A 25,958-nucleotide genomic window follows, 5' to 3' on the forward strand; every position below is an offset into this window, starting at 1 on the left:
CTTTACTCCACGACCGCGCCGATGGCTCGCGAGGCTGGCTCGCGAGCGCCGGACTTCACGGTCGGCGTCAAGGGAAAGATCAGGCACACGCGAGCGCCTGAAAGGGTTTCGGCGTCGGCCAGCTTCAACTCGCCGCCGTGGTCTTCACAAATGCGCTTGACGATAGCCAGGCCCAGACCCGTGCCCTTCTCGCGCGTCGTTACATAGGGTTCGATCAGGCGATCGCGGTCCTTGGCCGGCAAGCCCACGCCGTCGTCCTCGATCACAAAGGTCGCCAGATCTCCTTCGACCTGAAGCGCGGCGCGTATGGCGACCATCGTGGTATCGTCTTCGCCCGTCGCCGCACGCTGCGCCGTCACCGCTTCGCCCGCATTCTTCAGGATATTGGTCAGCGCCTGACCGACCATTCGTGCGTCGCAGTTCAGGGTGGCGACCGGCAAGGGCTCGGTTATTTCAACCATCACATCAGGCGCCGCCACGCGCTGGGCGAAGACTGCCTCACGCAACATTTCGGCGGGATTGGCGGCGGCGAAGCGCGGTGCAGGCATGCGGGCGAAGGCCGAGAACTCGTCCACCATCCGGCCGATGTCGCCCACCTGGCGGATAATGGTTTCGGTGCAGCGATCGAACACCTCAACATCATCGCCGACGCGCGCCCGGTATTTCCGGCGCAGGCGTTCGGCCGACAGCTGGATCGGCGTCAGCGGGTTCTTGATCTCATGGGCGATGCGGCGCGCCACATCGCGCCAGGCGGCGTTACGCTGGGCTGTGACCAGACGCGTGATGTCGTCGAAGGTCAGCACCATCTCACCGCCGACACCGCCTTCGATGCGAACCCGCAACTGGCGGGAGTCGCCGTTGCGACTGACGTCGATGTCTTCCTCGATATGGGCCTGGCCGCGTTGCAGCAGGGCGCTCAGTTCGGGCGAAATCTTCGCCAGAGCCTTGCCGCGCACATCCTGTGACCCGATGCCCAGAAGCTCGGCTGCGCTGTCATTGATGGCCGAGATGCGGCCCTTTCGGTCCAGGCCGATCACGCCGGCACTGACACCGGACAGCACCGTCTCGATGAACAGGCTCCGTGCCTGTGCATCGTCGCTGGCGGCTTTCAGCGCCGTCTGTTGTGCTTGAAGATCGGCCGTCATCCTGTTGAAAGCGTTGGACAGAACGGCGATTTCAGCGGGATCGTTGCGACTGTCCACCCGCGCGTCCAGATTGCCCGCCGCTACCTGGCCGGCGGCCTCGACCAGTCGTCCGATGGGCCGAGAAATCGCGCTGGCCGCTGACATGCCCAGCCAGACCGCGCCGACCAGAACCAGCAGGGCCGTCTCCAGATAGCTGAGGGCGAAGGCGGCCTGGATACGAGCGCGGCTTTCCTCGGCCTCGCGATAAGATCGGATCGATTCCTCGCCGTTGCGAAGTCGCTGGATCAGGCCGGGCGCCAGCGGACGCACGACATACAGATAGGCGTCGCCATAGTCGGGCAACGGATAGACGGCGCGAACGACATCGGGGTTCTCGGTCACCTCGACCGGCGCATTTTCGCCCTCGGCCGCGATCTCGAAGGCGCTGCGCGGCGGGGCCAGATAGGGCGGCGCTTCCGGCAATTCCCCGCTGGCCAGCACATTGCCCTGCCCGTCCAGAATATAGAGCGCCGGATAGCCGAAGAAATCTGCGATCTGCGCCAGGGCGCTGGAGAACTGGATGCGGCTGTCGAAAATCTGCCGAACGCCACCCAGTTCGGTCGACATGGTGGCCAGATCGGCTTCCAGCCCCTCACCCACATCCTGGACATAGGCGCGGCCGATATCAGCGCCGTTCTCGACCGCCGAACTGACGTTTTGGCTGAACCATTGATCGACGCCCCGATTGACCAGCACCCCAAAGACGAGGGCGATCAGGACGGCCGGCACGACCGCAACCAGCGAGAACACCGTCACGAACCGCAGGTGCAGACGCGCCGCCGCCTCGTCCCGCCGTCGCGCCAGCCGGATCACCCGGGCGCCGATGACGGCAGCCAGCCCACTGATCAGGATCAGATTGGCCAGAAGAATGAACAGAACGGCCTGGCTGGCGGCCGCCCGGCCTCCACCGCCGACAGCGCCCGGCGCGACTGCCACGACCCAGATAGCGGCGGCCGTGACCAGCAGGGCGACGCCATAGCAGACGGCGAAAAGCGTCCTTACCCGATCATCGGACAGGCGGCCCCAGAGCGAAGGCTCTGGCGCGGCGGTTGTCAGCGATCCGGTCTTGTCCGTCATGCCGCTCCAGCTTTGACTAACTGTGGCGGATATTCAACACCGGAGTTGCGCGATAGCGGCACATCCAGGCGCCACAAGGCTGTGAGCGCCCGTTCAACCTCTTCGGGCGTGTCTATCCGGCATAGGCGGCTTTTTTCGGCGCGCCGCTCGGTTGGATCTGCGGGCCACGGGGCCTGTTCGATATACCAGCCCAGATGCTTGCGAAACATCTTCAGCCCCAGCGGCAGGCCGTAAAAGGCGACAGACGCGCGAAGATGTTCGATGACGATGTCCAGTCGTTCGTCCCGATCCGGCTCCTCAGTCGCCGCCTCGCCCCGCAGGGCGCGTTCCAGATGCGCCGCCAGCCACGGGCGGCCATAGACGCCGCGTCCCAGCATCAATCCGTCCGCGCCCGACTGGCGCAGCGCTTCTCGCGCCTGATCGGGCGTGATGATGTCGCCGTTGACGATGACCGGAATATCGACAGCCGCCTTGACCGCGCCCACGGCGCCCCAGTCGGCCTGTCCTGTATAGAACTGCTTGCGGGTCCGGCCGTGCACGGTGACAGCCTTTACCCCCAGATCCTGAGCGCGGCGGGCCAGATCGGATGCGTTGCGGCTGTCGTCGTCCCAACCCAGCCGCATCTTGACCGTGACGGGCCGCGAGGTCGCCTTTACCGCCGCTTCCATCAGGCGGGCCGCCAGATCGGGCGTTCGCATCAAGGCTGAACCGCAGGCTGCGCCGGTGACTTCCTTGGCCGGACAGCCGAAATTCAGGTCGATAATGTCGGCGCCGGCCTGTTCGGCCATACGCGCGCCCTGGGCCATCGTCTCGGGATCGCGCCCGACCAGCTGGATCACCGTCAGGGGTAATCCCGCGCCGACCGCCGCGCGCCGCACCACGTCGGGTCGTCCGCGCGCCAGCTCCGCCGAGGCCACCATTTCCGTCGCCACATAGGGCGCGCCCAGCCGGGACGCCAGCACACGGAACGGCAGGTCTGTGACGCCCGTCATGGGCGCCATCAGGACCCGGCCCGGAATGGTCACGTCGCCGATCTGAAGGCTGTTGCTCATGGTTTCCTTACGGCCGTCTTCCTGGCCCCTCGTCAAGCGCAACCACGGCCCTTAGAAGGCGGACATGGAATTCTCTGCGATTGTCGTGGCGGCCGGTTCAGGTTCGCGGGCCGGAGGCGGCAAGCAATGGCGGCTGCTGGGCGGCCAGCCGGTAGTCCGCCGATCCGTAGCCGCCTTGCTGGACTCGGGCGCAGGCGAAGTCGTGGTTGTGATCGCACCGGGTGACGAAGCACTGGTCAACACCGCCCTGGACGGCCTGTCCGGCTGGCGCGCGGTTCACGGTGGGGACCAACGCGCGGATTCGGTCCGCGCCGGGCTGGCGGCGCTTGATGATGAACCGCGTCGCTCGGTGCTGGTGCACGACGCGGCTCGTCCATTACTGCCGCCCCAAGTCATTGACCGTCTGCTGACGGCCCTGTCCGATGCTGACGGCGCCCTGCCCGCCCTGCCCGTGGCCGACAGCCTTCGTCGCGGCGCTGACGGATTCGTCGCCGGAGCCGTCGAGCGTGAGGGCCTGTGGCGCGCCCAGACACCGCAGGCCTTCCGGCTTGGCGTCCTACGCGACGCCTATGCCGCCTGGCCGACGGCCGAGGCCGCCACCGACGAAGCAACAGTTGTCGAACGCGCCGGCGGACGTGTCCGGATCGTCGAGGGCGACGCCCGCCTGATGAAACTTACCTATCCCGAGGATTTCGCCATGGCCGAGGCCCTGCTTCCACGTCAGATCCGGGTGGGTCAGGGGTATGACGTGCACCGCTGGGGCGACGGTTCGTCCGTCTGGCTGTGCGGGCTGGAGATCGCCCACGACCAGACCCTGATCGGCCATTCGGACGCCGACGCCGGCCTTCACGCCCTGACCGACGCCATTCTGGGGGCCATCGGCGAGGGCGACATCGGTGATCATTTTCCACCCACCGATCCGAAATGGAAGGGCGCGGCCTCGGACCAGTTTCTGCTTCACGCGGTTGGCCTTGTGACGGCGCGAGGCGGCCGGCTGGTCAACGTCGACGTGACCCTGATTTGCGAACGGCCCAAGGTTAAGCCGCACCGCCAGGCCATGCGCGAACGGCTGGCGACCTTGCTGGGCCTTCCGCTGGACGCCGTCAGCGTCAAGGCGACGACGACCGAGGGGCTGGGCTTTACCGGGCGCGGTGAAGGACTGGCGGCCCAGGCGGTGGTGCTGGTCGAACTGCCCGCCTGACCCCTTTACTGCATGTGCCGGACCATGGAGCCGAACAGGTTCACATAGTCGTCGGTCCAGGGCTTCACCTCGGTCGGCGCCAGGGTGCGCCAGCGGCCATCGGCGCGGAAATCAGCCAGCCCCGCCTCGGTCGGAGAGATCGCCAGCGCTTCGGTTGAGGCCTCGGCCATCTCTGGCGCGTCCTTTCGCTTGATATAGACTTGGTGCTGGTCGCTGGCGCCCAGGGCGCGCGCGGCCGCCACCGCCGGCAGGGTGATCTCGAGGTTGCGGTTCGACAGGTGGAGCAGCACCACGCCGTCCGGCTTCACCACACGCAGATAGCCCTTCAGCGCCTCTTCCGTCAGCAGGTGCGTCGGCACCGCGTCGGACGAGAAGGCGTCGACCACGAGCAGATCATAAGTCCCCGAGGGTTCCTTCTCCAGCGTCAGGCGCGCGTCGCCCAGCACGGTCTTCACCGGTCCCACGGCGCAGTTCGAAATATAGGTGAACCACTGCGGATCCCGCGACAACCGGTCCACCATCGGATCGATCTCGAAGAAGGTCAGGGTGTCGCCTGCCCGCTTGTAGGCCGCCATGGCGCCCGACCCCTGCCCCACCACGCCGATGACAGCCGAGGGTCCACGCGCCTGGATACGCTGGGCCGCCTGACCGATTGGCGTCGCGGGCGCGTAATAGAGCGTCGGCATACAGGCGTGCTCAGGTGCGCGGGCCTGGGCGCCGTGCAGCGTCGTCCCATGCATCAGCACATGCACCGCTCCGCCCAAGCGCGGTTCGGGCGTATCGGCAACACGCATGACACCAAAGAAGCTGCGCTCGCTCAGTTTCCAGTCATAGCCACGCGCGATGTAGTGCGCCGACAGCGACATCAGCCCCAACGCCACGGTGAACAGCAGGGCCCGATCCCGCAGCAGGAAGGCGCAGATCGCCGCAAGCCCCAGCACGACCTGGGCGATCTGCACCATGGCCGTATCACCGAAGCTGGCGCGCAGTTCGCTGTTGTAACGCACGATCTCCAGCGCAACCGGCGGAGCGATGGCCACCACGGCGACCAGACCCAGCAACGCCAGTTCCTTGTAGCCGTAACGGTCTCCGCCCCAGGGCCGGGCCAGCCCGACAAGAACCAGAATCAGCGGGTATTCCCACACCATGTTGAAGATGACGGGTGCGATCAGGGCGTTGAACGCTCCGCCCACCACGCCGCCCAGCGACATCAGCAGATAGAATTCCGTCAACCGATCGGGCGCGGGCCGCCGCGCCGCCAGCAACTGGTGGCACATCAAGGCGGTGAAGAAGAAGGTCGCCAGATGCATGCCGAACAGCAGCAGCCACTCGCCCGTCTGGAACGCGACCAGGCTGATGCAGGCGGCCGCCAGCGCACCCTGGATCGTCAGCGTCACCCACAGCGGAATCGCCGGCTTCGTCTGGAAGGCGATGACGAAGGTCAGCAGATACAGCGCCAGCGGAATGACCCACAGGAACGGGGCCGAGGCCACATCGGTCGACAGGTGCGCCGTCACGCCCAGCATCAGGCTGGACGGCGCGGCCGCCAGCAGCACCAGAATGATCTTGTTCTTCCAGCTTATCGGGGCGCTGCGGCTCAGCGGCGGCGCCTCGACCACCTGTTCGCGGCGGGCCGCGACGACAAAGGCCAGAGCCGCGACCATGACCACGAACAGGGCGTAACCGATGCTCCAGGTGATCCGCTGCCCCGACAGGGTCATCAGCGGCTCGATCGCCACCGGATAGGCCAGCAGCGCCAGGAAACTGCCCAGGTTCGAGGCTGCGTAAAGGACATAGGGGTTCTTGCCATCCGGCTTGCCCGCCCTCACCCGTGCGTACCAGGCTTGCAGCAGCGGCGCTGTCGCGGACAGCACGGCGAACGGCGCGCCGACCGACAGCGCCAGGGTCGCCAGTAGCCAGGCCACCGGCGCGGCCGGATCGGGATCGCCCAGCAGGCCGTTGACGGTCAACGGCAGAAACAGCGCCGCCGCCAGCAGCAGGGCCAGATGGATGCCGACCTGCACCCGCAGTGATTTTACCCGCTGCAGTCCGTGCGCATAGGCATAGCCGGCCAGTAACGCAGTCTGGAAGAAGACCATCGAGGTGTTCCACACCGATGGCGAGCCGCCCAGCATGGGCAGGACCAGCTTGGTCACCATCGGCTGGACCAGGAACACCAGAGAGGCGGAGGTGAAGATGGCCACCGCGAACAGCAGGGGCACGACCGGCACGCGCGCGCTGTCCTGTTCGGCGGTCAGGGTGGTCTCGGTCATCTTGCGGCCCCGCGATGTTCCATTCGGCGTGCGATCATGCGATCCGGCACGCTAGACCGACTCGCGACGATGGACAGGCCGACATGTTTCCTGCCGACATAGAAACGCGGTGCGTTAAAATTCTGCATTCGGCCCGTGACGCGGGCGTGATGTTGTCCACGGCAGAGAGCTGTACCGGCGGCCTGGTCGCGGCGGCGCTGACGGCTGTGGCGGGATCGTCTTCGGCCATCGACCGGGGCTTCGTTACCTACAGCAACGCCGCCAAGAGCCGGATGCTGGGTGTGCCGACAGCGATGATCGAAGCACACGGCGCGGTGTCTGAACCTGTGGCGCGGGCCATGGCCGAGGGCGCTCGGCGCGAATCCGAAGCCGACGTCACAGTGTCCGTCACAGGCGTCGCAGGCCCCGGCGGTGGCACGGCGGACAAGCCGGTCGGCCTGGTGCATTTCGCATCCGCCGGGCCGCAAGGCATCATCCATGTCGAGCGCCGCTTCGGCGACATCGGGCGCGAGGCAGTGCGTCTGGAAAGCGTGCGTCAGGCGCTGGATCTGCTCCTTGACCAACTGACGGCGCAGGGATGAGCCAGCCCATTCGCATCGACGCGCGTGGCCATCGGTGCCCCGTACCCAGCCTGCGCCTGCGTCGCGCGATGGCGGGTCATGTCCCGGGCGCCGTGTTCGAGCTTCTGGCCACCGATCCTATGGCCCGGATCGATGTCCCTTATCTGATGCAGGAAGCCGGCGGCGAGGTTCTGTCGCTCACCGAGGTCGACGGCGTTCTGACGATCACCGTCCGCTCAGGCGTTGGCCCGGCAGTTTGATCACCTCGCCACGTTCGGGGACCTGCGCCGTTTCACGTGCCCTGGCCTCGATCTCGAGTTCGGTCGCCAGCGCCCCGCCATAGAAGACGGCGTTGACGTTCCACGACAACCAGATCAGCAGCACCACCACGGCGCCGACCGAGCCATAGGTCGCCCCCAACTGGGCGATCTGTTCGACATAGACGGCGCACAGCCACGACGAGATCATCGACAGCAGCGTCGCCGCCGCGCCGCCGACAGCGGACGGAATCCACGCCACCGGCGTCCGGTGGGACATGGCGTAGCGATAGAGGAAGGTCAGTCCCAGCACGAGGCCCAGCGCCGGCCACAGATTGTCCAGCGGCACACGCAACCCCTGCCCGCCGGCCTCGGCCGCCACCGTGCTGGCATGGCTCAGCAGGCGCGAGGTGACTACGGCGCCGGAAACCACGGTAAACAGGGCGAAGGCAATGACGGCCACGAACGCCGCCAGCAGATTGAATTTCACGAACCCATGCGGGTCGGTTTCGTCATGGATCAGATTAAGTCCGGCCAGCAAGGCCTTGAAGCCACGATGCGCAGCATAGGCGCCGATGATCAAGGCAAAGGCGCTCTGGGCCGAAACAGTACGCGCCGAAGCGTTGGCCAGTCGGTCGATCTCGGCCAGGAAGATGCCTCGCGCCGCATGCGGCATGACATCGGCCAGCGCCGCCGCCTGCTCGCTGACCTGCCCGATGGTCATGACGGCCTTGTAGAAGCCGATCAGGATGGCGATCGCGGGAAACACGGCCAACAGGGCGAAGAACGAAACGCCGCCCGTATAGAGCATGACGTCGCGACCCCAGCTTCTTGTGAACGCCCGCACGGCAAGCCGCCCCCACATAAGGGGCGACGCCAAACTCGTAGTCGTCTCGGTCAAACCGGAATCCGTCACAGCCAGGCGGCGGACCCTAACGCAATTCGTCGCCGGGGGAAGTATCGCAACCGCAGCGATTGCGTGAACCGTTGCCTCGCGCCCGTCCACCTCGCTATGGTCGCCATCCCGAAAGGGGTCGCGGCGGACGTCGCCGCGGGGGCATGGAGACGTCGCGTTTGGTATCCGATCCTCGCGTTCTGGTCGTCGCAGCAAGCGACGAGCGGGTGGACTCGCTTTGTGTTGGGCTCGATTCCCGGGGCTGGAGCACGATCACGGCCCGGTCGGCGGACGGCGCCGTCGCCGCTCTGGGCGACTTCCGGGTCGAGGCTGTAATTATCGACGCCGCAGGCTTTGATCTGCGCGCCCTGTGCGGCGCCTTGCGGATCGCCGATCGACCCCGCCGCCTGCCGATTCTGGCCCTGTGCGCCCCCGGTGTGGATTCCGTCGCGACGGGCGCCGACTTCGTCATGACCACGACGCCGCATCCGGTTCAGGCCGCCAATCGGCTGGAGCAGATGGTGCGCGCGGCCGTGGCTGAGGATGAAGCCGAACTACGCCGCGACACCTTCCGACTGCGCGGTATAGAGCCCCCGGTCGCAGCGCTGGATCGCACGCCCCTTCGTATCCTGGCCGCCGGCGCGGCGGACCGTCGTTTCCTGGCCCTGTCCAACGCGTTGACCGGACGTGGCTGCGAAGTCGTGGCTGCGCCTACGCCCTACACCGCCTTCGACTATCTGCATGAACAGCCGTTCGATGCGGCGGTGCTGTGGGGCGCCGACGATCACGCCCCGGCCCTTTCCATCGCGGCGGGGATGAAACGCAACACCCGCCTGTATCACATCCCCATCGCCCTCTATCTGCGTGGCGAGCCCGGTGATCTGGGGGAACTGTACGGCCGGGGATTCGCCGAAGTCGCGCCCCGCGACACCTCCGAACTGGAACTGGCCGACCGCGTCCACACCCTGGCGATCTGGCACCGCCGCCTGCAGGATGTTCGTGCGACCCTGGACGCCGCAGAGGGCACGGAACTGACCGACGGCACGACCGGCCTGTTCAAGCGGGATGTCTTTGCCGGACATCTGGCGCGACTGTCCGACGCCATGCAGGCCCGGCGTCAGCCCCTGTCGGTGTGCGTCCTGCGCATCGTCGAAACCGAAGCGCTGACCCAGGCCCGCGAGGGCGGCTGGCTGGAGAAGGCCCTGCCCCAGATCGGCGCCATGGTTTCGCGGCTGGTGCGCGCCGAGGACATGCCGGCCCGCCTGGGCGCCGAGGTCTTCGCCCTGGCGCTGCCCGCCACCATCGCCGCTGAGGCCCGAGTAGCCGCCCAGCGGATCGCCGCCGTGATCGGCTGCACCGCCTTTGACGCCGGCGCCGACCGCTCGCCTTTCGTGACCGAATTCACCGTCGGCTGCGCCCAGATGCAGGACGGCGAAGGTCCCGCCGCCCTGCTGGAACGAGCCTCGGCCGACCTGGATCGGGGTTAGGCGGCCCCGGCCACCCTCGCCAGATCGGCGGTGATGCGTTCGGCCACCTTCAACCGCTCTTCCGGGGTCGGCCACTCGCCCTTCACGACGATCTTCTGATCCGGCCGAATCTTCCAGAAAGCCTGGTTCTTCTGGATCAGACCGACCAGACCGATGGGGTTCGGGAAGCTGTTGTCGCGCAGGGTCAGCACCGCGCCCTTGGGGCCGATGTCGATCTTTTCGATACAGGCCGTCTTGCAGTTGGCCTTGATGCCGACGATCCGCAGCAGTTGCTTCGCCTCGTCCGGCAGGGGGCCAAACCGGTCGATCAGTTCGGCGGCCAGCGCCTCGCGGCTCTCGGTGTTCTCGGCGTCCGACAGGCGGCGATACAGGCTCAGGCGGACGTTCAGGTCCGGCACATAGTGTTCCGGGATCAGCACGGCCGCGCCGACATTGATCGACGGCGACCAGCCGCGATCGGGCGCTCCGCCCTCGCCTCTTTCCTTCAGTTCGGCGACGGCGTCTTCCAGCATCTGTTGATACAGTTCGACGCCGACCTCGCGGATGTGGCCCGATTGTTCGTCGCCCAGCAGATTGCCTCCGCCGCGCTGGTCCAGATCGTGGCTGGCCAGCTGGAAGCCGGCGCCCAGATTATCCAGTGACTGCAACACCTGCAGCCGCCGCTCTGCCGACAGGGTCAGCGGCTTGACCGGATCCGTCGTCAGATAGGCGAAAGCCCGCGCCTTGGCCCGGCCGACGCGGCCCCGGATCTGATACAGTTGCGCCAGACCGAACATGTCGGCCCGATGAACGATCAGGGTGTTGGCCGTCGGGATGTCCAGCCCGCTCTCGACGATGGTGGTCGAGACCAGCACGTCATATTCACCGTCATAGAAGGCGCTCATCACGTCTTCCAGCTGGGTCGCGCTCATCTGGCCGTGGCCGACGACGAATTTCACCTCCGGGACCTGCTCCCTCAGGAACCGCTCGATATCCGGCAGGTCCTTCAGGCGCGGCGCGACATAGTAGGCTTGGCCGCCCCGATACTTCTCGCGCAGCAGCGCCTCGCGCACCGTCACCGGATCCCACGGCAGCACATAGGTCCGCGTCGCCAGGCGATCGACCGGCGGCGTGGCGATGATCGACATTTCGCGAATGCCCGACAGCGCCATCTGCAGCGTGCGCGGGATCGGCGTCGCCGTCAGGGTCAGCAGGTGCACGTCGGCGCGCAGGGACTTCAGCTTCTCCTTATGCTTGACGCCGAAATGCTGCTCCTCATCGACGATCACCAGGCCCAGATCCTTGAATCCAACCTGTTCGGCCAGCACCGCATGGGTGCCGACGACGATCTCGACCGAGCCGTCCTTGAGGCCCGCACGCGTCTCGTTCGCCTCCTTGGCGCCGACCAGGCGCGACAGCTGCCGCACCTTGACCGGCCAGCCGGCGAACCGCTCGCTGAAGGTCTTGTAGTGCTGCCGCGCCAGCAGGGTCGTGGGACAGACGATGGCCACCTGTTGACCGGTCAGGGCGACGACGAAGGCCGCTCGCAGCGCCACCTCGGTCTTGCCGAAACCGACGTCACCGCAGATCAGGCGATCCATCGGCGTGCCCTTGCCCAGGTCTTCCAGCACGTCGCCGATGGCGTTCAACTGGTCGTCGGTCTCCTCGTACGGGAAGCGGGCGCAGAACTCGTCGAACAGGCCGTGCGGCGGGGTGATCGCGTCGGTTTCGCGCATAGCCCGCTTGGCGGCCAGGGCGATCAACCCCTCGGCCATGGCGCGCAGGCGTTCCTTGGCCTTGGCCTTGCGCGCCTGCCAGCCCGCGCCGCCCAGTCGGTCCAGCTGAACCCCCTCCGACTCCGCGCCATAGCGGGTCAGAAGGTCAATGTTTTCCACGGGTAGATAGAGCTTGCTCTCACCGCCGTAGAGAAGTTCGAGGCAGTCGTGCGGCGCCTCCTGGATCTCCAGCGTCTTCAGGCCTTCATAGCGGCCGATGCCGTGATCCAGATGGACCACCAGATCGCCGGTCGTCAGCGAGGCCGCCTCGGCCAGGAAGTTCGACGCCCGCCGCTTTTTCTTCGGGCGCGCCAGCCGGTCGCCCAGAATGTCGGTTTCGGAAATGACCGCCAGATCGTCGGTGACAAAGCCATGCTCTACCGGCAGGACCGCCCGCAGATACAGATCCCTGGGCGCCGCCTGCACGTCCTTCCAGTCGCGCACGGCCACGACGTGGGTCAGGCCGTGGTCGCCCAGCATGGAGGCCAGCCGCTCTGACGATCCCTCGCTCCATGACGCGAACAACACCCGCTTGCCGTCCGCCTTCATCGCCTCGGCGTGTTTGGCGACGGCCTCGAACAGATTGACGCTGTCCTGCGCGCGTTCGGCCGCAAAGCTGCGGCCCAGACGCCCGCCGGCGTCCTGGGCCGCGCCGGACAAGGACGACAGCCGGCGCACATTCCGCCCGGCCAGGGCGGAGTTCCACGCCTCTTCGTCCAGATACAGGCGGTCCGGCGGCAGGGCGCGATAGGCTGCACCACCCTTGCCTTTCGCCGCCTCGGCCCGCGCCGAATAGGCGTCTGCCGTCAGCGTCCAGCGTTCCGTGCGCGCTTTTTCGACCTGGCTGTCCAGAAACACCGGCGCGTCGTCGGGCAGATAGTCGAACAGCGTGCCCAGCCGGTTGTAGAACAGCGGCAGCCAGTGCTCCATCCCCTGCCGCCGGGCGCCCTCGCTGATAGCAACATACAGGGGGTCATCACCCGGCGCGCCGAACAGATTCAGATAGCCACTACGGAACCGCGAGATCGCGTCGGGGTCCAGCAACACTTCGGAAACCGGCGACAGCGACACCGATTTCAGTTGGCCGGTCGACCGTTGGCTTTCCGGATCGAAGGTGCGGATCGATTCCAGTTCACTGCCGAACATGTCCAGACGCACAGGTTCTTCGAAGCCCGGCGGATAGACGTCGATGACACCGCCCCGCACTGCATATTCGCCGCGCTCCGACACGGTGGACGCGCGCATGTAGCCGTTGGCGCCGAAGTATTTCTCCAGCGCAGCCGTATCCAGATCGGCTCCGACACTGGCGTCGAAGCCTGCCGCGGTGGTGATCTCGTGCGGTGGAGTTCGCTGGGTCGCGCCCGCCACAGTGGCCACTACCAGCACAGGACGATCCTTGCCGATCCGGTGCTGGGCCAGCCGCGTCAGGGTCGCCATGCGCTGGGCCCCGACCGAGGCGCTGGGGCTCAATCGATCATAGGGCAAGCAATCCCACGACGGGTAATCCAGGATCTCGATATCATCCGAGAAAAATCTGAAATCCTGAACAAAAACGCCGACGCGTTGATAATCGCGCGCAATGAAAAGCCCGATCCCGCCGGCTGCCTTCAGGCGCTCGGCGATAATCAGGGCGTCCAGTCCTTCGGGTGCGCCGCCCAGATCCTGATCGTCACGCGTGACTTGAATGTCCATCAGCCGATGCCCCGGGCGACAGCCGCCGCGACATGCTCGCGCATGAAGGCCCGGATTCGAGCCATCATCGGACCGTCATGCTCGGGCGGCGTCGGCTCTCGCTCGATGATCCAGGCGTAGAGATACTGATCCTCAACATCCAGCAGCGCTTCGAAGGCGTCCAGCTCAGCATCGCTCAGCGTCGGCGCGATCTGATCTGCGAACGGTCCCAGCACCATGTCGGCTTCCCGGAAACCCCGGCGCCAGGCGCGAAAATTGATCCGCCCAAGACGGATTTTCCGGTCGTCAGCGCACGCGTCGATGTCGGCCACTCGGTTTCCCCGGTCCGGTCTTCAGAACAAGGCGGTTCAGATAGCGTTCCAGAGCGCGTTTCGCCAGCTATGCCGCGCGACTATGCTGTCGCCGATGCGGCCCCAGATTCTCTTTCCCCTGTTTGCAGAGGCCACGACCCTAAAGGGCGTGGGGCCGCGCGTCGCGCCTTTGGTGGCCAAGGTGGCGGGTCCATTGGTTCGCGACCTGCTGTTCCTGACCCCGTCGAACCTGATCCTGCGCCGCCGCACCACGGCCGCCGCCGCGGTCGAGGGCGAGATCGGCATCTTCGAGGTCACGATCGATCGGCTCATTCCACCGCACAAGATCGGCGCCCCGATCAAGGTGCGGGCGCAGGACGAAACGGGCTTCGTCCACCTGATCTGGTTCGCGGGCTCTCCCCGCCATATCGAAAGTCTGGCGCCGCGCGGTCAGGTCCGTCTGGTCACGGGCAAGGTTGAGCGATTCAACGGCGAGGCGCAGATCCCGCACCCCGACTACATTCTGCCTCTGGACAAGGCGGACGAGATTCCTTTGTCGGAACCCGTCTATCCGGCCACGCAGGGCCTGACGTCCCGCGTCGTCAGAAAACTGGCGCAACAGGCGCTGGCCGCCGCCCCCGATCTGGCTGAATGGCAGGACGCCGCCTGGCTGGCCAAGCAGCGCTGGATGGGCTGGCGTGTGGCGATCGAGGCCCTGCACAATCCGGTGGCCGAACCCGACCTTTCGCCGGATGCCCCCGCCCGCCAGCGGTTAGCCTATGACGAACTGCTCGCACACCAGCTGGCCCTGGCCCGCCGCCGCCGCGTCCGTCAGATCACCCCTGCGCCCCACATCGAACCGGGCGAGGCGTCGGAACACCTTTTGGCCACCCTGCCCTTCAACCTGACCGGGGCCCAGGCCCAGGCCATCGCCGAAGTTCGCCGCGATCTGGCGTCCGGCGAACAGATGGGGCGGCTGCTTCAGGGCGACGTGGGGTCGGGCAAGACGGCGGTCGCTGCACTGGCCTTGGCCGACGCGGCCGCCAGCGGTTTCCAGTCCGCTCTGATGGCGCCGACCGAGATATTGGCCCGCCAGCATTATCAGCGCCTGTCGCCGATGCTGGAGGCCGCTGGCGTTCGAACCTTGTTGCTGACGGGCCGCGACACGCCCGCCGAACGGCGAGAGCGGCTGACGGCGCTAGCTTCGGGAGAAGCGCAGGTCGCCATCGGCACCCACGCCCTGTTTCAGGACGCCGTGCGCTTTGACCGGCTGGCTCTGGCCGTCATCGACGAACAACACCGGTTCGGCGTCAACGAACGCCAGCGGTTGCAGGCCAAGGGCGATCCCCGGATCGGCGCCGTCCATCTGCTGACCATGTCGGCCACGCCCATCCCCCGCACGCTGGAGCTGACCCAGTATGGCGAGCTGGAGGTTTCGCGCCTGACCGAAAAGCCTCCGGGTCGCACGCCGGTCACCACGGCCGTCCTGCCTCAGGCCCGGATCGGCGAAGTGGCGAAACGTCTGAAGACGGCGGTCGAGGCTGGCGCCCAGGCGTACTGGATCTGCCCGCTGGTGGCGGAGTCCGAGGCCATCGATCTGGCGGCGGCCGAAGCGCGGGCTGTGGATCTGCGCCGTCTGCTGGGAACGGACGTCGGCCTGGCCCACGGCCAGATGCCGGGCGCCGAGCGCGAACGCGTCATGGCCGATTTCGCGGACGGTCGATTGCCCGTGCTGGTCGCCACGACCGTGGTCGAAGTCGGGGTCGATGTGCCCAACGCCACCATCATGGTGATCGAACACGCGGACCGCTTTGGTCTGGCGCAACTCCATCAGTTGCGCGGTCGGGTTGGCCGCGGATCAAAGGCCAGCACCTGCCTGTTGCTCTATGGCGGCGATGACGGCGGTCTGGGAGAAACGGCGCGCGAGCGACTGGAGACCCTGCGCCGCACCGAGGACGGATTCGAGATCGCCGAGGAGGATTTCCGCCTGCGCGGCGGCGGCGATCCGCTGGGTTTGAAGCAGAGCGGATTCCCCGCCTATCGCTTCGCCGATCCGGTGAAACACCGCGCCCTGATGCTGGCCGCGTCCGACGACGCCCGACTGATCCTGGGCCGTGATCCCGATCTGACATCGGAGCGTGGCCAGGCCGTCCGCGTGCTCGAGGCGCTGTTCGACTGGCGCGTTGAGCGCCCGACGCTGGACTAGAAGCCGACCCTGCGCTTCACAGCGGCCCTCAGCCGATCGCCGCCGATCTCGCCCAGACGTTTCAATTCAAAGGCCATGCGCGATGACGGCGCGCCATCCATCGGCGTCGGCCGCGCATGATCCGCCGCACGCCAGATCTGGGTGATGTCAGACGCGCCTTCAATCTGCAGGGCCAGAGGCGGCGCACACATCATCACGGTGAAGCGCCGACCAATCTCGCGGCGGTACCAGCGATCGACCGCCCGTTCCCGCGCGATCCACGGCCACAGGTTCGCCTCGTCCGGCATGCGTTCGATCAGCCAGTCGCGCAAAGTCGCCGTCACCACATAGGCATGGGCGTCCAACGCGCCGTGAATGCCCATCAAGCCGTCGCCTGCCGGACGGAACGGCCCCATCGGCTCATGACAGCCCAGATACAGCAAGCTCCAGTCACTACGGGCCAGAACGGCGGTCATGGCGCCGGATGTCATACCTTCTGTCGGAACGGCGTCATCCTCCAGGATCAGGACGCGGTCCCAGCCGCGCGCCGCCGCCTCACGCAACGCCCGGACGTGTGAGAGGGCGCAACCTCCGCGTCCTGCCCAGGTCCGGTCGCGCTTGCGGCCACGAAACCACGGCGACTGGCCATAGCCGGTCAGTTGCGTCCCGTCCGACGCCGACAGCCGCACGACCCGCTCCCACGGCAGATGGTCGCGCCAGATGTCCTGAAACGCGGTCCAGCGATCCGGTCGCCGGTCCAGATTGATGACGATGACGCCGTCCACGCCCGACAGGCAATCGCCCTTATCCGCCATGAGCGACGCTCCACGCAGCCACTCGCGCCAGCGCATCGGCCTCAATGTCAGCATAGAACAGGTTATAGGGCGGCGCCTTGCGCTGATCGGCCCAGGCGCCCTGTCGGCGGAAGGACTCCGAGTCTGGCCGCACATAGCGCAACACGCCATCCCGGCACTCGGCCGAGACCGCGCGGCTCTGCACTGGCGGCCGCACGCCCCATTCCAGATTGGTGGCGTTGGTGGCGCCCCGACTGTCGCGGGCGGCGGCCATCGGCTGATCGGCCGAGCCGGTGATGGGATTGACGCAGGCGGTGGGCGCCTCGGCCACATTAATCAGCCGGCCTCGCGTATTCCATGTCAGGGCCCGCCGTTCGCGTCGGCTGGATTCGGCCTCGTCACCGTCTTCCACGGCGCCCCAGGCCACCACACAGCCCGCCTGATTGCGCTGTCGGCAGATCGGGAAGGTGGTGAACCGACCGATCGGGGTCAGCACGTCCATCAGATAGACCGCCACCACCCGATCGCGCAGCGCCGGGTCAGGCAGTATGCGATCATGCAGCAGACGGTCGGCCAGTTCGCCGCCCTGCTCGCTGCCCGCCAGGATGATGGGACCCGTGGGGTGTCGCGTCAGCCAGACATCAAAGGCCCGCAAGATGTCGCCATAGGCGAACTCACGCGCTTCACGCGCATCGTCACGCAGGGTGAGACGGGTATACAGGCTGCCTTGGCGATAGCGCGGGGCGCTGATCGCGCCACTGCGTGCGAACGGCCCGGCATGGTTGGGCAGGACGACATGGCGCAGATAGGCATCCGCCTTCACGTCATCGATGGGTCCGTTCCAGTGCGGGCCGCCATCATAGGTGGTCGAGTGGATGAAGAAGATCTGCGCCCTGCCCGCGTCGGCCGACCGGTTGTCCAGCAGGGCCCAGGACGACGCCTTGGGGTAGTCCGGCGCAGGCGGCGGCTCATAGGTCTGGAACGGCACCTGGGGGTCCAGCATGGCCCGCAGGATATCGCCCCGCCATACCGCCACGGCGGACAGCAGCACGAAAATCATGGCGAAGCCCAGCCATCCGGCCCATTGCCGGAACGTTAGCCGGGGCGTCTTCATCGATAGGGGTCCGGCTGTGAAAGATAGTCCTGAACGTACCGGCGCACGCCTTCTTCCAGCGGCGTGGACTGGCCACCGAAGCCCAAGGCGCGAATGCGATCCATGCTGGCCTCGGTGAAATACTGGTACCGGTCGCGGATCGTTTCCGGCATGTCGATATAGCCGATGGACGGCGTCTTGCCCGCCGCCGCGAACGTCGCGCTCGCCAGGTCGGCGAAGGATCGCGCCTGACCCGAACCCGCGTTGAACACCCCCGACACGTCCGGTGTGTTCAGCAGCCATTCGACGATATCGACCACGTCGTCGACATAGACGAAGTCCCGCAACTGACCGCCATCGGGATAGTTCGGGTTATGGGACCTGAACAGGCTGACCGTTTCGCCCGCCTGAACCTGGGGCCAGATCTGGGCCACAACCGATTTCATCCCGCCCTTGTGACCCTCGTTCGGGCCATAGACATTGAAGAATTTCAGACCCGCCCACTGGAGCGGCGCCTCGCCACGATCGGCGTGCCGCACCGCGTACTGATCAAACAGGTATTTCGAGAATCCATAGGCGTTTAGTGGGCGAAGCACATTCAAGCTCTCAGGATCATCGCGATCCTCGAACCCCTGTTGTCCATCACCATAGGTTGCCGCCGATGACGCGTAGATCATCCGCGCGTCCCGAAGCGCGCACCAGTCCCAGATGTCGCGAGACAGGCTGAAGTTGGTGCGCATGATCAGATCGACGTCGGCCTCGGTCGTCGAGGATATGGCGCCCATGTGGATCACCGCCTCGATCCGCTCGGCGTGTCGTTCCAACTGATCGAACAGGTCTTCGGGCGCCCAGACATCGGCGACCGGGTGTTTGGCGATGTTCTTCCACTTGCCCAGTTCAGCGGTCTCGAACCGGTCGCAGACGACGACGTCCCAAGCTTCCGTAGCGCACAGGCGCGCGACGATGTTCGAGCCGATGAAGCCCGCCCCCCCGGTGACCACGATTATGCGCGGGATCATTGCTCGGCCCCCGTCATCTTCTCGATGGTCCTGGTCGTGGAATAGCCGTCCGCGAAGTCGGCCAGACGCACCACACCGCCCCAACTTTCGACCAGGTCGCCACCGACCACGCCCTCGCGCGTATAGTCGCTGCCCTTGATAAGAACGTCCGGCCGCAGCCGCTCGATCAGGGACAGCGGCGTCGGATCGTCAAAGGCCGTAACGCGATCCACGCTGGCCAGGCCGCCGATCACGGCCGCGCGGCTGTCCAGATCGTTGACCGGACGGCCCTCGCCCTTCAGCCGGAGGACCGAGGCGTCGGTGTTCAATGCGACGATCAGCCGATCGCACCAGCCGCGCGCCTGGGCCAGATAGGCGACATGGCCGCGGTGCAGGATGTCGAAGCAGCCGTTGGTGAAGCCGACCTTCAGGCCCTGACGCTTCCACGCCTCGACCTGTTCGGCCAGTTCGTCCAGCGGCGTGACCTTGGATTGGGCCAGGGCCGCGTGCTGGCTCATCTCGGCCTCGATCAGCTCTGTCGGGGTGACCACGGCCGTGCCGCTTTTCCCAACGACCACACCCGACGCCAGAATGGCGAACTGCACCGCCGTTTCCAGTGTCGCGCCCGCCCCCAGCGCCAGTCCCACCGCCGCCAGAGCAGTGTCGCCGGCGCCAGACACGTCGAACACTTCACGGGCTCGCCCGGGGAAATGGGTGATACCGCCGTCCCGACGCGCCAGGGTCATGCCTTTGCCTGCGCGGGTCACGACGATGGCCTTGGCTGTCGTGGCGGCCAGCAAGGCCCTCAGCGCCGCCTCGACCTCTTCGTCTGTCTCGACCGGGAGGCCCGTGGCCCCCGCCAGTTCGCTGGCGTTCGGCTTGATCAGATCGACCGCCCCATAGCGGGCGAAGTCCCGCCCCTTGGGATCGACGATCACCGGTACGCCATACTCACGTCCGGCCCACAACGCCGCCGCGATCAGGTCGTCATCCACCACGCCTTTCGCGTAATCTGATAAAAGAATGGCTGAGGAATTTGAAAAGACAACGCGATCCAGTTTAGCGCCCGCCAGCCACTTTTCATCGTCCAGCCGCAGAAGCTGCTGCCCGGCGGCGACGAAACGCGTCTTGACGATGGTCGACGACCCGGCCGGTCTGGCGACGGCGTCCTCGACCCGATCCTCGGCGGCGATCAGGGCCGTCAGCTCCGCTCCGGCGACGTCGTCCCCCGCAACCGCGCCCAGCCGGGCTACGGCGCCGAGGGCCGCAACATTGCGCGCCACATTGCCCACCCCGCCTGGCATGGCCACGGTGCGGCGGGTCTTCAGAACCGGTATCGGCGCCTCGGGCGAGATACGGCTGACTTCGCCATAGACATAGCGATCCAGCATCAGGTCGCCGACACAGGCCACCGTCTGGTCGCGGATGCGCTCCAGCAGCAACTGCAAGGCGCCGAGGTCGAGTGTGCGTTCAGCCATGACGCCGAACTACCGGATTCACGCGGCCTGCGCCATTTGCGCCTTCGCCCCGATCTTGATGGCCAGGTCATCAAAGGCGATCAGGTCACGGGCCAGCGCCTCGAACTGGTTCAGCGGCACCATGTTCGGGCCATCGGATGGCGCGTTGTCCGGGTCCTGGTGGGTTTCCATGAAGACGGCGTCGACACCGACCGATACGGCGGCCCGCGCCAGCACCGGCACGAACTCGCGCTGACCGCCCGACGACGTGCCCTGCCCGCCCGGTTGCTGGACGCTGTGGGTGGCGTCGAACACGACCGGACAGCCGATCTCGCGCAGGATCGGCAGGGCCCGCATGTCGCTGACCAGGGTGTTGTAGCCGAAGCTGGCCCCGCGCTCGCAGGCCATGACGTTGGGATTGCCCGCGCCGACGACCTTGGCGATGACGTTCTTCATGTCCCAAGGGGCCAGGAACTGGCCCTTCTTGATGTTGATGACCTTGCCAGTGGCGGCTGCGGCCAGCAGCAGGTCCGTCTGACGCGACAGGAAGGCCGGGATCTGCAGCACATCCACAACCTCGCCCACCGGTCCGCACTGGGCCTCGGAGTGGACGTCCGTCAGGGTCGGCAGGCCGGTCACTTCGCGGATTTCGGCAAAGATCGGCATCGCGTCTTTCAGGCCGATGCCCCGCGCGGCGCTGGCGCTGGTGCGGTTCGCCTTGTCGAAGCTGGTCTTGTAGATAATGCCGACATCCAATCGGTCGCCGATTTCCTTCAGCGCGTGGGCGGTCTCCAGCGCATGCTGGCGGCTTTCCATCTGGCAGGGGCCAGCGATGAAAACGATGCGGGCGCCGCCGCCGATGACGACGGGCTTGCTCAGGCCTTCGGAGATTTCGATGACGGCGTTCGGACGGTTCACGGCAGGGCTTTCGATCGATGTCAGGGCTTGCGACGCATCCTCTGACGCGCCTATGCGGCGATCAGGTGGCGTCGCACACTGTTCCGCGCAAGCTTTAGCACGGAGGTCCGAGTCGTGACCAACCCGCTGATCGACACCGCGACGCTGGCCGATCATCTCGACGATCCGGACCTGCGCATCATCGACGGCAGCTGGCATCTGGATGGCCGGGATGGGCGGGCTGAGTTCGAGGCGGCTCGACTGCCCGGCGCACGGTTCTTCGATCTGGAGGCCAGTTCCGAACAGGACAGTCCGCTGCCCCACATGATGCCGTCTGCAGAAGCGTTCGCGGCACAGATGGGCGCCCTGGGGCTAGGCGTTGATGATCATATCGTCGTGTACGACACCGTCGGAATTCGCTCTGCGCCGCGGGTCTGGTGGATGCTGCGCACGATGGGCGCCGAGCGGGTTCAGGTTCTGGACGGCGGCTTGCCGAAATGGCGCGCCGAGGGCCGCCCTGTCGAGACCACCCCCTCCCTGCCGCCGCAGCCCGCCCGGTTCCGGGCGCGCCTTCATGCCGACGCCGTGGTCGATCTGGATCAGGTGCGGCGGGCGCTAGGTGGATCAACCCAGGTGCTGGACGCGCGCGCGGCCGTCCGCTTCCGGGGCGAGGTGGCTGAGCCCCGTCCCGGCCTGCGATCCGGCCACATGCCCGGCGCGCTCAATCTGCCGTTCGGCGAGCTGCTGAACGCGGACGGCACGATGAAGCGCGGCATGGCGCTGGAACAGGCGTTCCGGATGGCCGGCGTTGATCTGGACCGGCCTGTCATCACGACCTGCGGATCGGGTGTGACGGCGGCCATCCTGACGCTGGGCCTTGCGATATTGGGCCGTTCGAGCCGCCTTTACGACGGCTCGTGGGCGGAATGGGGCGCGCGCGATGACGCGCCCGTCGCCGCCGGCTGACGATCAGACCGCAGGCGGCGCCACAGGAACGGGTTCGCCCGGCGCCAGCGGTTCGTCCACCTCGCCGCGCGAGACGACCGTCGCGGCGACCAGATCGCCGGTGACGTTCAGCGTGGTGCGGCACATGTCCAGGAAGCGGTCGACCCCCAGGATCAGGCCGATGCCTTCGGCCGGCACGCCCACCATCACCAGGATCATCGCCACAACCGGCAGCGATCCGGCCGGCACGCCCGCCGTGCCGATGCCGCCCAGCACGCAGACCAGCATCACCATCACCTGCTGACCGATCGACAGGTCGATGCCGAAGAACTGGGCCAGGAACAGCACCGTCACACCCTCGAACAGGGCCGTGCCGTTCTGATTAGCCGTCGCGCCGACCGTCAGCACGAAGCGCGCGATCTTGCGCGGCAGATGCAGTTGCTCCTCCGCCGCGCGCAGCGACACCGGCAGGCTGGCGTTCGAGGAGGCCGTGGCGAAGGCCACGACCATCGGCTCGCGCACGCCCTTGAAGAAGGCGATCGGCGACATGCCGCCCAGCCCCCAGACCGCCAGCGGATAGACGATGAACATATGGATCGCCATCGCGCCGACGGCCACGCCGACATAGGCCGCCAGCCGGATCAGCAGGTCCCAACCGAACAGGGCGGCCAGGTTGAACATCAGGCAGGCGATGGCGATGGGCGCCAGACGGATCACGAGGTTGATGAGCTTCATCGTCACCTCGAACAGCCCCTGAATCACTTCTTGCAGGCGGTCCGTCGCACGGCTGCGGGCCATGACCAGACCGACGCCGAACAGCAGGGCGAACACCATCACGGGCAGGATCTGGTTCTCGGCCGCCGCCGTGAAGACGTTGGACGGGATCAGGTCCAGGAAGAACTGCCCGAACTGGATCGACTCCGGCGCATTGCCGACGATGGAGGCGGCGCCCGCCGAACCCTCGGCCAGCAACCGCTGGGCCAGGACCGGATCGACGCCCGCGCCCGGCTGGAAGATGTTGACCATCACCAGGCCGATGATGACGGCCACGGCCGAGATCACGACGGTAAAGGCCAGGGTCTTGCCACCCGCGCGACCCAGCACCTTCAGGTCGCCCATTTCCGCCACGCCCATGACAAGCGCCGAGAACAGCAGCGGGATCACCAGCATGAAGATCAGGCGCAGGAAGATTTGCCCCGCCGGCCCGGTGACGTTGGTGGTCAGCCATTGCACCCAGCCCGCATCCGCCCCCTGGGTCACGTGAACGATCATGCCCAGGGTCAGACCGACCAGAAAGCCAATCAGCATCCAGACGTGGAGCGGCAGGCCGCGCTTCTTCGTTTCCATCAATCCCCCGGGGGTTCTTCTGTCGGCTTCAGCGAATCGGCAGAGCGTAGATCAGACCGCCGGGTCGAGCATTCCATTGTGCGTTCAACCCACGCGCCAGGTCGAGCGTCGATTGCGAGCCAAGGTTCTTGTCAAAGATCTCGCCGTAGTTGCCCACGGCCACGACGGCGTTGCGGGCCCACCGCCGGTCCAGCCCCAGCTCGGCGCCCATGTCGCCTTCCTCGCCCAGCAACCGCCGGATGCGGGGATCGCGCGAATCCTTGCTCAAGGCCTCAGCATTGGCGCGTGTGACACCCAGTTCCTCGGCCAGGATGACGGCGTTCAGGGTCCAACGCACCAGCGCGGTCCATTGCTCGTCGCCGCGCCGCACGACCGGGCCCAACGGCTCCTTGGACACCACATCGGGCAGGATGGCGTGGGCCTGTGGGTCGGACAGGGTCGTCCGGATGGCCGCCAGAGCGGAAATGTCGGCGCTGTAGGCGTCGCATTGTTCTCGGGAATAGGCCTGTCGGGCCTCCTCCTCATTGCGCAGAACCACGGCGCGATAGTCGATACCGCGCGAGCGGAAATAGTCTGCGGCGTTTAGCTCGGTCGTGGATCCGGCCTGCACACATATCCGCGCGCCGTTCAATTCGCTGGCGCTGTTCAGGTTCAGGGATCGCCGGACCAGAAAGCCCTGACCGTCATAATAGTTGACCCCAGCGAAGCTGAGCCCATCGCCGGCGTCCCGCGTCATCGTCCAGGATGTGCTGCGCCACAGGACATCGATCCGCTGGGCCGCCAGCGCGTCAAACCTCTGCTCCGCGTTCAACGGCACAAAGCGCACAGCATTGGGGTCGTTAAGGATGGCCGCCGCCATGGCGCGGCAGAAGTCGACGTCGAACCCGCGCCATTGCCCACGATTGTCAATAAAGGCGAACCCGACCAGCCCCTCATGCACGCCGCAGTTCAGCCGTCCACGCGCCTTCACCGCCTGAAGCGTCGGGCTGGGCGGCGGGCCATCAGCCTGTTTGCGCGAAGGCATTGTGACAGGGGCCTGGGTGTCGACGCCGTCCTCCGGCGCCTGCGACCGGCCGCAGGCGGCCAGCGTCAGCGCCATGATCATGGCCGTTATCAATCGTCCGTTCGCCCGTGCCGCCATTCAGCGCCTCACCTGCTTGCGTCATCAGGGGGTTTAGAGGCCTTTAGGACGTGATCCAAGCGTCAGGAGCCCCGATGCCCTCGTTGACCGACAGAACACGCCTGATCGCCGGCGCCACGAGACGGGGCGGTGGCCGTCGTCCCGTCAATCCGCCAATCGAACGCGCCTCGACCATGCTCAGTGACCGTGTGGCGGACATGCGCGATCCGTCGCTGGGCCCGCTTTACGGCCTGGATGGAACCAGCGCTGCGCGTGAGTTGCGCGCCGCCGTCGCCGATCTGGAGGGCGCGGCCGACGCCTGGCTGACACCCTCGGGGCTGTCTGCTGTCACCGTCCCCCTGCTGGCTCTTGCCCGGCCGGGCGACGAAATATTGACGACCGACGCCGCCTACGGTCCCACGCGCCGTTTTCTGACGCGGCATATGGGTCAGCGTGGTGTCGCCTCGCGATTTCATCCCGCCGCCGCCTCTGCCGCCGACATCCTGTCGATGCTAACGGAACGCACCCGGGTGTTGCTGATCGAATCGCCCGGCTCGCTGACATTCGAAATGCTGGATGTTTCCGCCTTGGCCGCTGCCTGTCGCGAGCGGGGCGTTCTGACCGTCATGGATAACACTTGGGCGGCGGGTCTGGCGTTCCGCCCCCTGGCGCAAGGCGTCGACATCAGCGTTCAGGCCCTGACCAAATACGCTGCGGGCCATTCCGATCTGCTGATGGGTTCTATCGCGCTCAGTGATCCCGAACTGAACCGGGCGATCTGCGAGACGATTGAGGACCTGGGCTGGCATGTCTCGCCCGACGACGCCTGGCTGGCGCTGCGCGGACTGCGGACGCTGCCTCTGCGTTATGAACAGCAGGCCCGATCCGCGCTGACGATCGCCGAATGGCTGACCGCCCGGCCCGAAGTCGCGACGGTCCTTTATCCCGCCCTGCCCGGCTCTGTGGGGCATGACCTATGGGCGCGAGACTATACGGGTGCGGCGGCGCTGCTGGGGGTCGTGCTCAAGGATGGCGCCATGGCCCAGGCCCATCGCCTGCTGGACGCCCTGACCCTGTTCGGCCTGGGCTATTCGTGGGGCGGATTTGAAAGTCTGGCGACGTATGAGACGCCGCAGCTGGCTTTCCGCCAGACGCGGCCCGACCTGCCCGGCTCGCTTCTGCGACTGCACATTGGGCTGGAAGACCCTGTCGACCTGATCGCCGACCTGGAGCAGGCGTTCGCGGCTTTGGCATAAGGGCGGCGCGCCCAGCAGGACTCGAACCTGCACCCCCCTGCTGAGAAGGCAGGTGAAAATGAATAAAAACAACGCCGTCGTCCAACTGTTCTGCCAATGTTCGCTATCGTAGAATCAATGGGTTACAGGTCGAGTTGGACGGAT

At 66.6% G+C, this 25,958-nt stretch carries 20 protein-coding genes and 1 tRNA gene; 7 read left to right on the forward strand and 14 right to left on the reverse strand.

All coding sequences use genetic code 11. From position 1 onward, the window contains the following. Positions 1–2: 2 nt before the first annotated feature. Together EON91_RS01775 and dusB are read right to left on the reverse strand one after the other, a co-directional pair. Positions 3–2,261 carry a PAS domain-containing sensor histidine kinase gene (locus EON91_RS01775; protein WP_292091191.1) on the reverse strand — a complete coding sequence of 753 codons (2,259 nt, stop codon included), beginning with the start codon at positions 2,259–2,261 and terminating at the stop codon, positions 3–5. Further along, on the reverse strand, positions 2,258–3,313 hold the full coding sequence (dusB, locus tag EON91_RS01780; RefSeq protein ID WP_292091193.1) for a tRNA dihydrouridine synthase DusB: 1,056 nt from the start codon (positions 3,311–3,313) through the stop codon (positions 2,258–2,260). The genes EON91_RS01775 and dusB overlap by 4 nt, the downstream gene beginning before the upstream one ends. A gap of 64 nt (positions 3,314–3,377) precedes the next feature. On the opposite strand from dusB, the gene EON91_RS01785 reads away from it, so the two are divergent. Further along, positions 3,378–4,514, forward strand: coding sequence for a bifunctional 2-C-methyl-D-erythritol 4-phosphate cytidylyltransferase/2-C-methyl-D-erythritol 2,4-cyclodiphosphate synthase (locus EON91_RS01785; RefSeq protein WP_292091194.1), 1,137 nt, complete (start codon positions 3,378–3,380; stop codon positions 4,512–4,514). Positions 4,515–4,519: 5 nt separating this feature from the next. On the opposite strand, the gene EON91_RS01790 is transcribed toward EON91_RS01785, so the two are convergent. Beyond that, entirely contained in the window at positions 4,520–6,787 is a 2,268-nt protein-coding gene (locus tag EON91_RS01790) for a fused MFS/spermidine synthase (RefSeq protein WP_292091195.1), read from the reverse strand. Positions 6,788–6,870: 83 nt separating this feature from the next. Here EON91_RS01790 and EON91_RS01795 point away from each other — a divergent pair, with 83 nt between their 5' ends. Continuing rightward, a complete protein-coding gene (locus EON91_RS01795) occupies positions 6,871–7,368 on the forward strand; it encodes a CinA family protein (RefSeq protein ID WP_292091196.1) in 498 nt (165 codons plus the stop codon). After that, entirely contained in the window at positions 7,365–7,607 is a 243-nt protein-coding gene (locus EON91_RS01800) for a sulfurtransferase TusA family protein (protein WP_292091197.1), read from the forward strand. The genes EON91_RS01795 and EON91_RS01800 overlap by 4 nt, the downstream gene beginning before the upstream one ends. On the opposite strand, the gene EON91_RS01805 is transcribed toward EON91_RS01800, so the two are convergent. After that, entirely contained in the window at positions 7,573–8,415 is an 843-nt protein-coding gene (locus EON91_RS01805) for a YihY/virulence factor BrkB family protein (protein WP_292091198.1), read from the reverse strand. The genes EON91_RS01800 and EON91_RS01805 overlap by 35 nt on opposite strands. A 311-nt stretch (positions 8,416–8,726) precedes the next feature. On the opposite strand from EON91_RS01805, the gene EON91_RS01810 reads away from it, so the two are divergent. Further along, positions 8,727–9,986 carry a diguanylate cyclase gene (locus EON91_RS01810; RefSeq protein WP_366250145.1) on the forward strand — a complete coding sequence of 420 codons (1,260 nt, stop codon included), beginning with the start codon at positions 8,727–8,729 and terminating at the stop codon, positions 9,984–9,986. Here the strand turns inward: EON91_RS01810 and mfd are convergent. Both mfd and EON91_RS01820 read right to left on the reverse strand, forming a co-directional pair. Next, complete coding sequence (mfd, locus tag EON91_RS01815; protein WP_292091202.1) at positions 9,983–13,432, reverse strand: transcription-repair coupling factor; 3,450 nt, start codon at positions 13,430–13,432, stop codon at positions 9,983–9,985. The two genes, EON91_RS01810 and mfd, sit on opposite strands and share 4 nt — an antisense overlap. Beyond that, the gene (locus tag EON91_RS01820) at positions 13,432–13,743 is read right to left on the reverse strand and encodes a succinate dehydrogenase assembly factor 2 (protein ID WP_292091204.1); all 312 of its coding nucleotides are present in this window, start codon (positions 13,741–13,743) and stop codon (positions 13,432–13,434) included. The genes mfd and EON91_RS01820 overlap by 1 nt, the downstream gene beginning before the upstream one ends. Positions 13,744–13,837: 94 nt before the next feature. Between EON91_RS01820 and recG the strand changes: the two genes are divergently transcribed. Further along, a complete protein-coding gene (recG, locus tag EON91_RS01825) occupies positions 13,838–15,928 on the forward strand; it encodes an ATP-dependent DNA helicase RecG (protein WP_292091253.1) in 2,091 nt (696 codons plus the stop codon). On the opposite strand, the gene EON91_RS01830 is transcribed toward recG, so the two are convergent. Genes EON91_RS01830 through kdsA form a run of 5 tightly spaced genes read right to left on the reverse strand, consistent with a single transcriptional unit; the run spans position 15,925 to position 21,182 of the window. Further along, positions 15,925–16,722 carry a glycosyltransferase family 25 protein gene (locus EON91_RS01830; protein WP_292091205.1) on the reverse strand — a complete coding sequence of 266 codons (798 nt, stop codon included), beginning with the start codon at positions 16,720–16,722 and terminating at the stop codon, positions 15,925–15,927. The two genes, recG and EON91_RS01830, sit on opposite strands and share 4 nt — an antisense overlap. Then, on the reverse strand, positions 16,712–17,815 hold the full coding sequence (locus EON91_RS01835; protein WP_292091206.1) for a DUF3089 domain-containing protein: 1,104 nt from the start codon (positions 17,813–17,815) through the stop codon (positions 16,712–16,714). Before EON91_RS01835 ends, EON91_RS01830 begins: the two co-directional genes overlap by 11 nt. Beyond that, positions 17,812–18,813 (reverse strand): ADP-glyceromanno-heptose 6-epimerase, encoded by a 1,002-nt coding sequence (gene rfaD / locus EON91_RS01840; protein WP_292091208.1) that lies wholly within the window; start codon positions 18,811–18,813, stop codon positions 17,812–17,814. Before rfaD ends, EON91_RS01835 begins: the two co-directional genes overlap by 4 nt. Beyond that, a complete protein-coding gene (gene rfaE2, locus EON91_RS01845; RefSeq protein ID WP_292091209.1) occupies positions 18,810–20,270 on the reverse strand; it encodes a D-glycero-beta-D-manno-heptose 1-phosphate adenylyltransferase in 1,461 nt (486 codons plus the stop codon). Before rfaE2 ends, rfaD begins: the two co-directional genes overlap by 4 nt. Before the next feature lie 18 nt (positions 20,271–20,288). Then, positions 20,289–21,182: a 3-deoxy-8-phosphooctulonate synthase gene (gene kdsA, locus EON91_RS01850; protein WP_292091254.1), complete on the reverse strand. Its 894-nt coding sequence runs from the start codon at positions 21,180–21,182 to the stop codon at positions 20,289–20,291. Positions 21,183–21,281: 99 nt separating this feature from the next. On the opposite strand from kdsA, the gene sseA reads away from it, so the two are divergent. After that, on the forward strand, positions 21,282–22,112 hold the full coding sequence (gene sseA, locus EON91_RS01855) for a 3-mercaptopyruvate sulfurtransferase (RefSeq protein ID WP_292091210.1): 831 nt from the start codon (positions 21,282–21,284) through the stop codon (positions 22,110–22,112). A gap of 3 nt (positions 22,113–22,115) precedes the next feature. Here the strand turns inward: sseA and EON91_RS01860 are convergent, their stop codons facing one another. Both EON91_RS01860 and EON91_RS01865 read right to left on the reverse strand, forming a co-directional pair. After that, complete coding sequence (locus tag EON91_RS01860) at positions 22,116–23,438, reverse strand: dicarboxylate/amino acid:cation symporter (protein ID WP_292091212.1); 1,323 nt, start codon at positions 23,436–23,438, stop codon at positions 22,116–22,118. 28 nt (positions 23,439–23,466) lie between these two features. Further along, complete coding sequence (locus tag EON91_RS01865) at positions 23,467–24,543, reverse strand: amino acid ABC transporter substrate-binding protein (RefSeq protein ID WP_292091214.1); 1,077 nt, start codon at positions 24,541–24,543, stop codon at positions 23,467–23,469. 110 nt (positions 24,544–24,653) lie between these two features. On the opposite strand from EON91_RS01865, the gene metC reads away from it, so the two are divergent. Beyond that, on the forward strand, positions 24,654–25,814 hold the full coding sequence (gene metC / locus EON91_RS01870) for a cystathionine beta-lyase (protein ID WP_292091215.1): 1,161 nt from the start codon (positions 24,654–24,656) through the stop codon (positions 25,812–25,814). Between the two features lie 6 nt (positions 25,815–25,820). Here the strand turns inward: metC and EON91_RS01875 are convergent. Continuing rightward, a tRNA-Arg gene (locus EON91_RS01875) sits at positions 25,821–25,908 on the reverse strand. Positions 25,909–25,958: the final 50 nt, after the last annotated feature.

The sequence above is a fragment of the Brevundimonas sp. genome (assembly GCF_004210735.1).
GTDB lineage: Bacteria > Pseudomonadota > Alphaproteobacteria > Caulobacterales > Caulobacteraceae > Brevundimonas.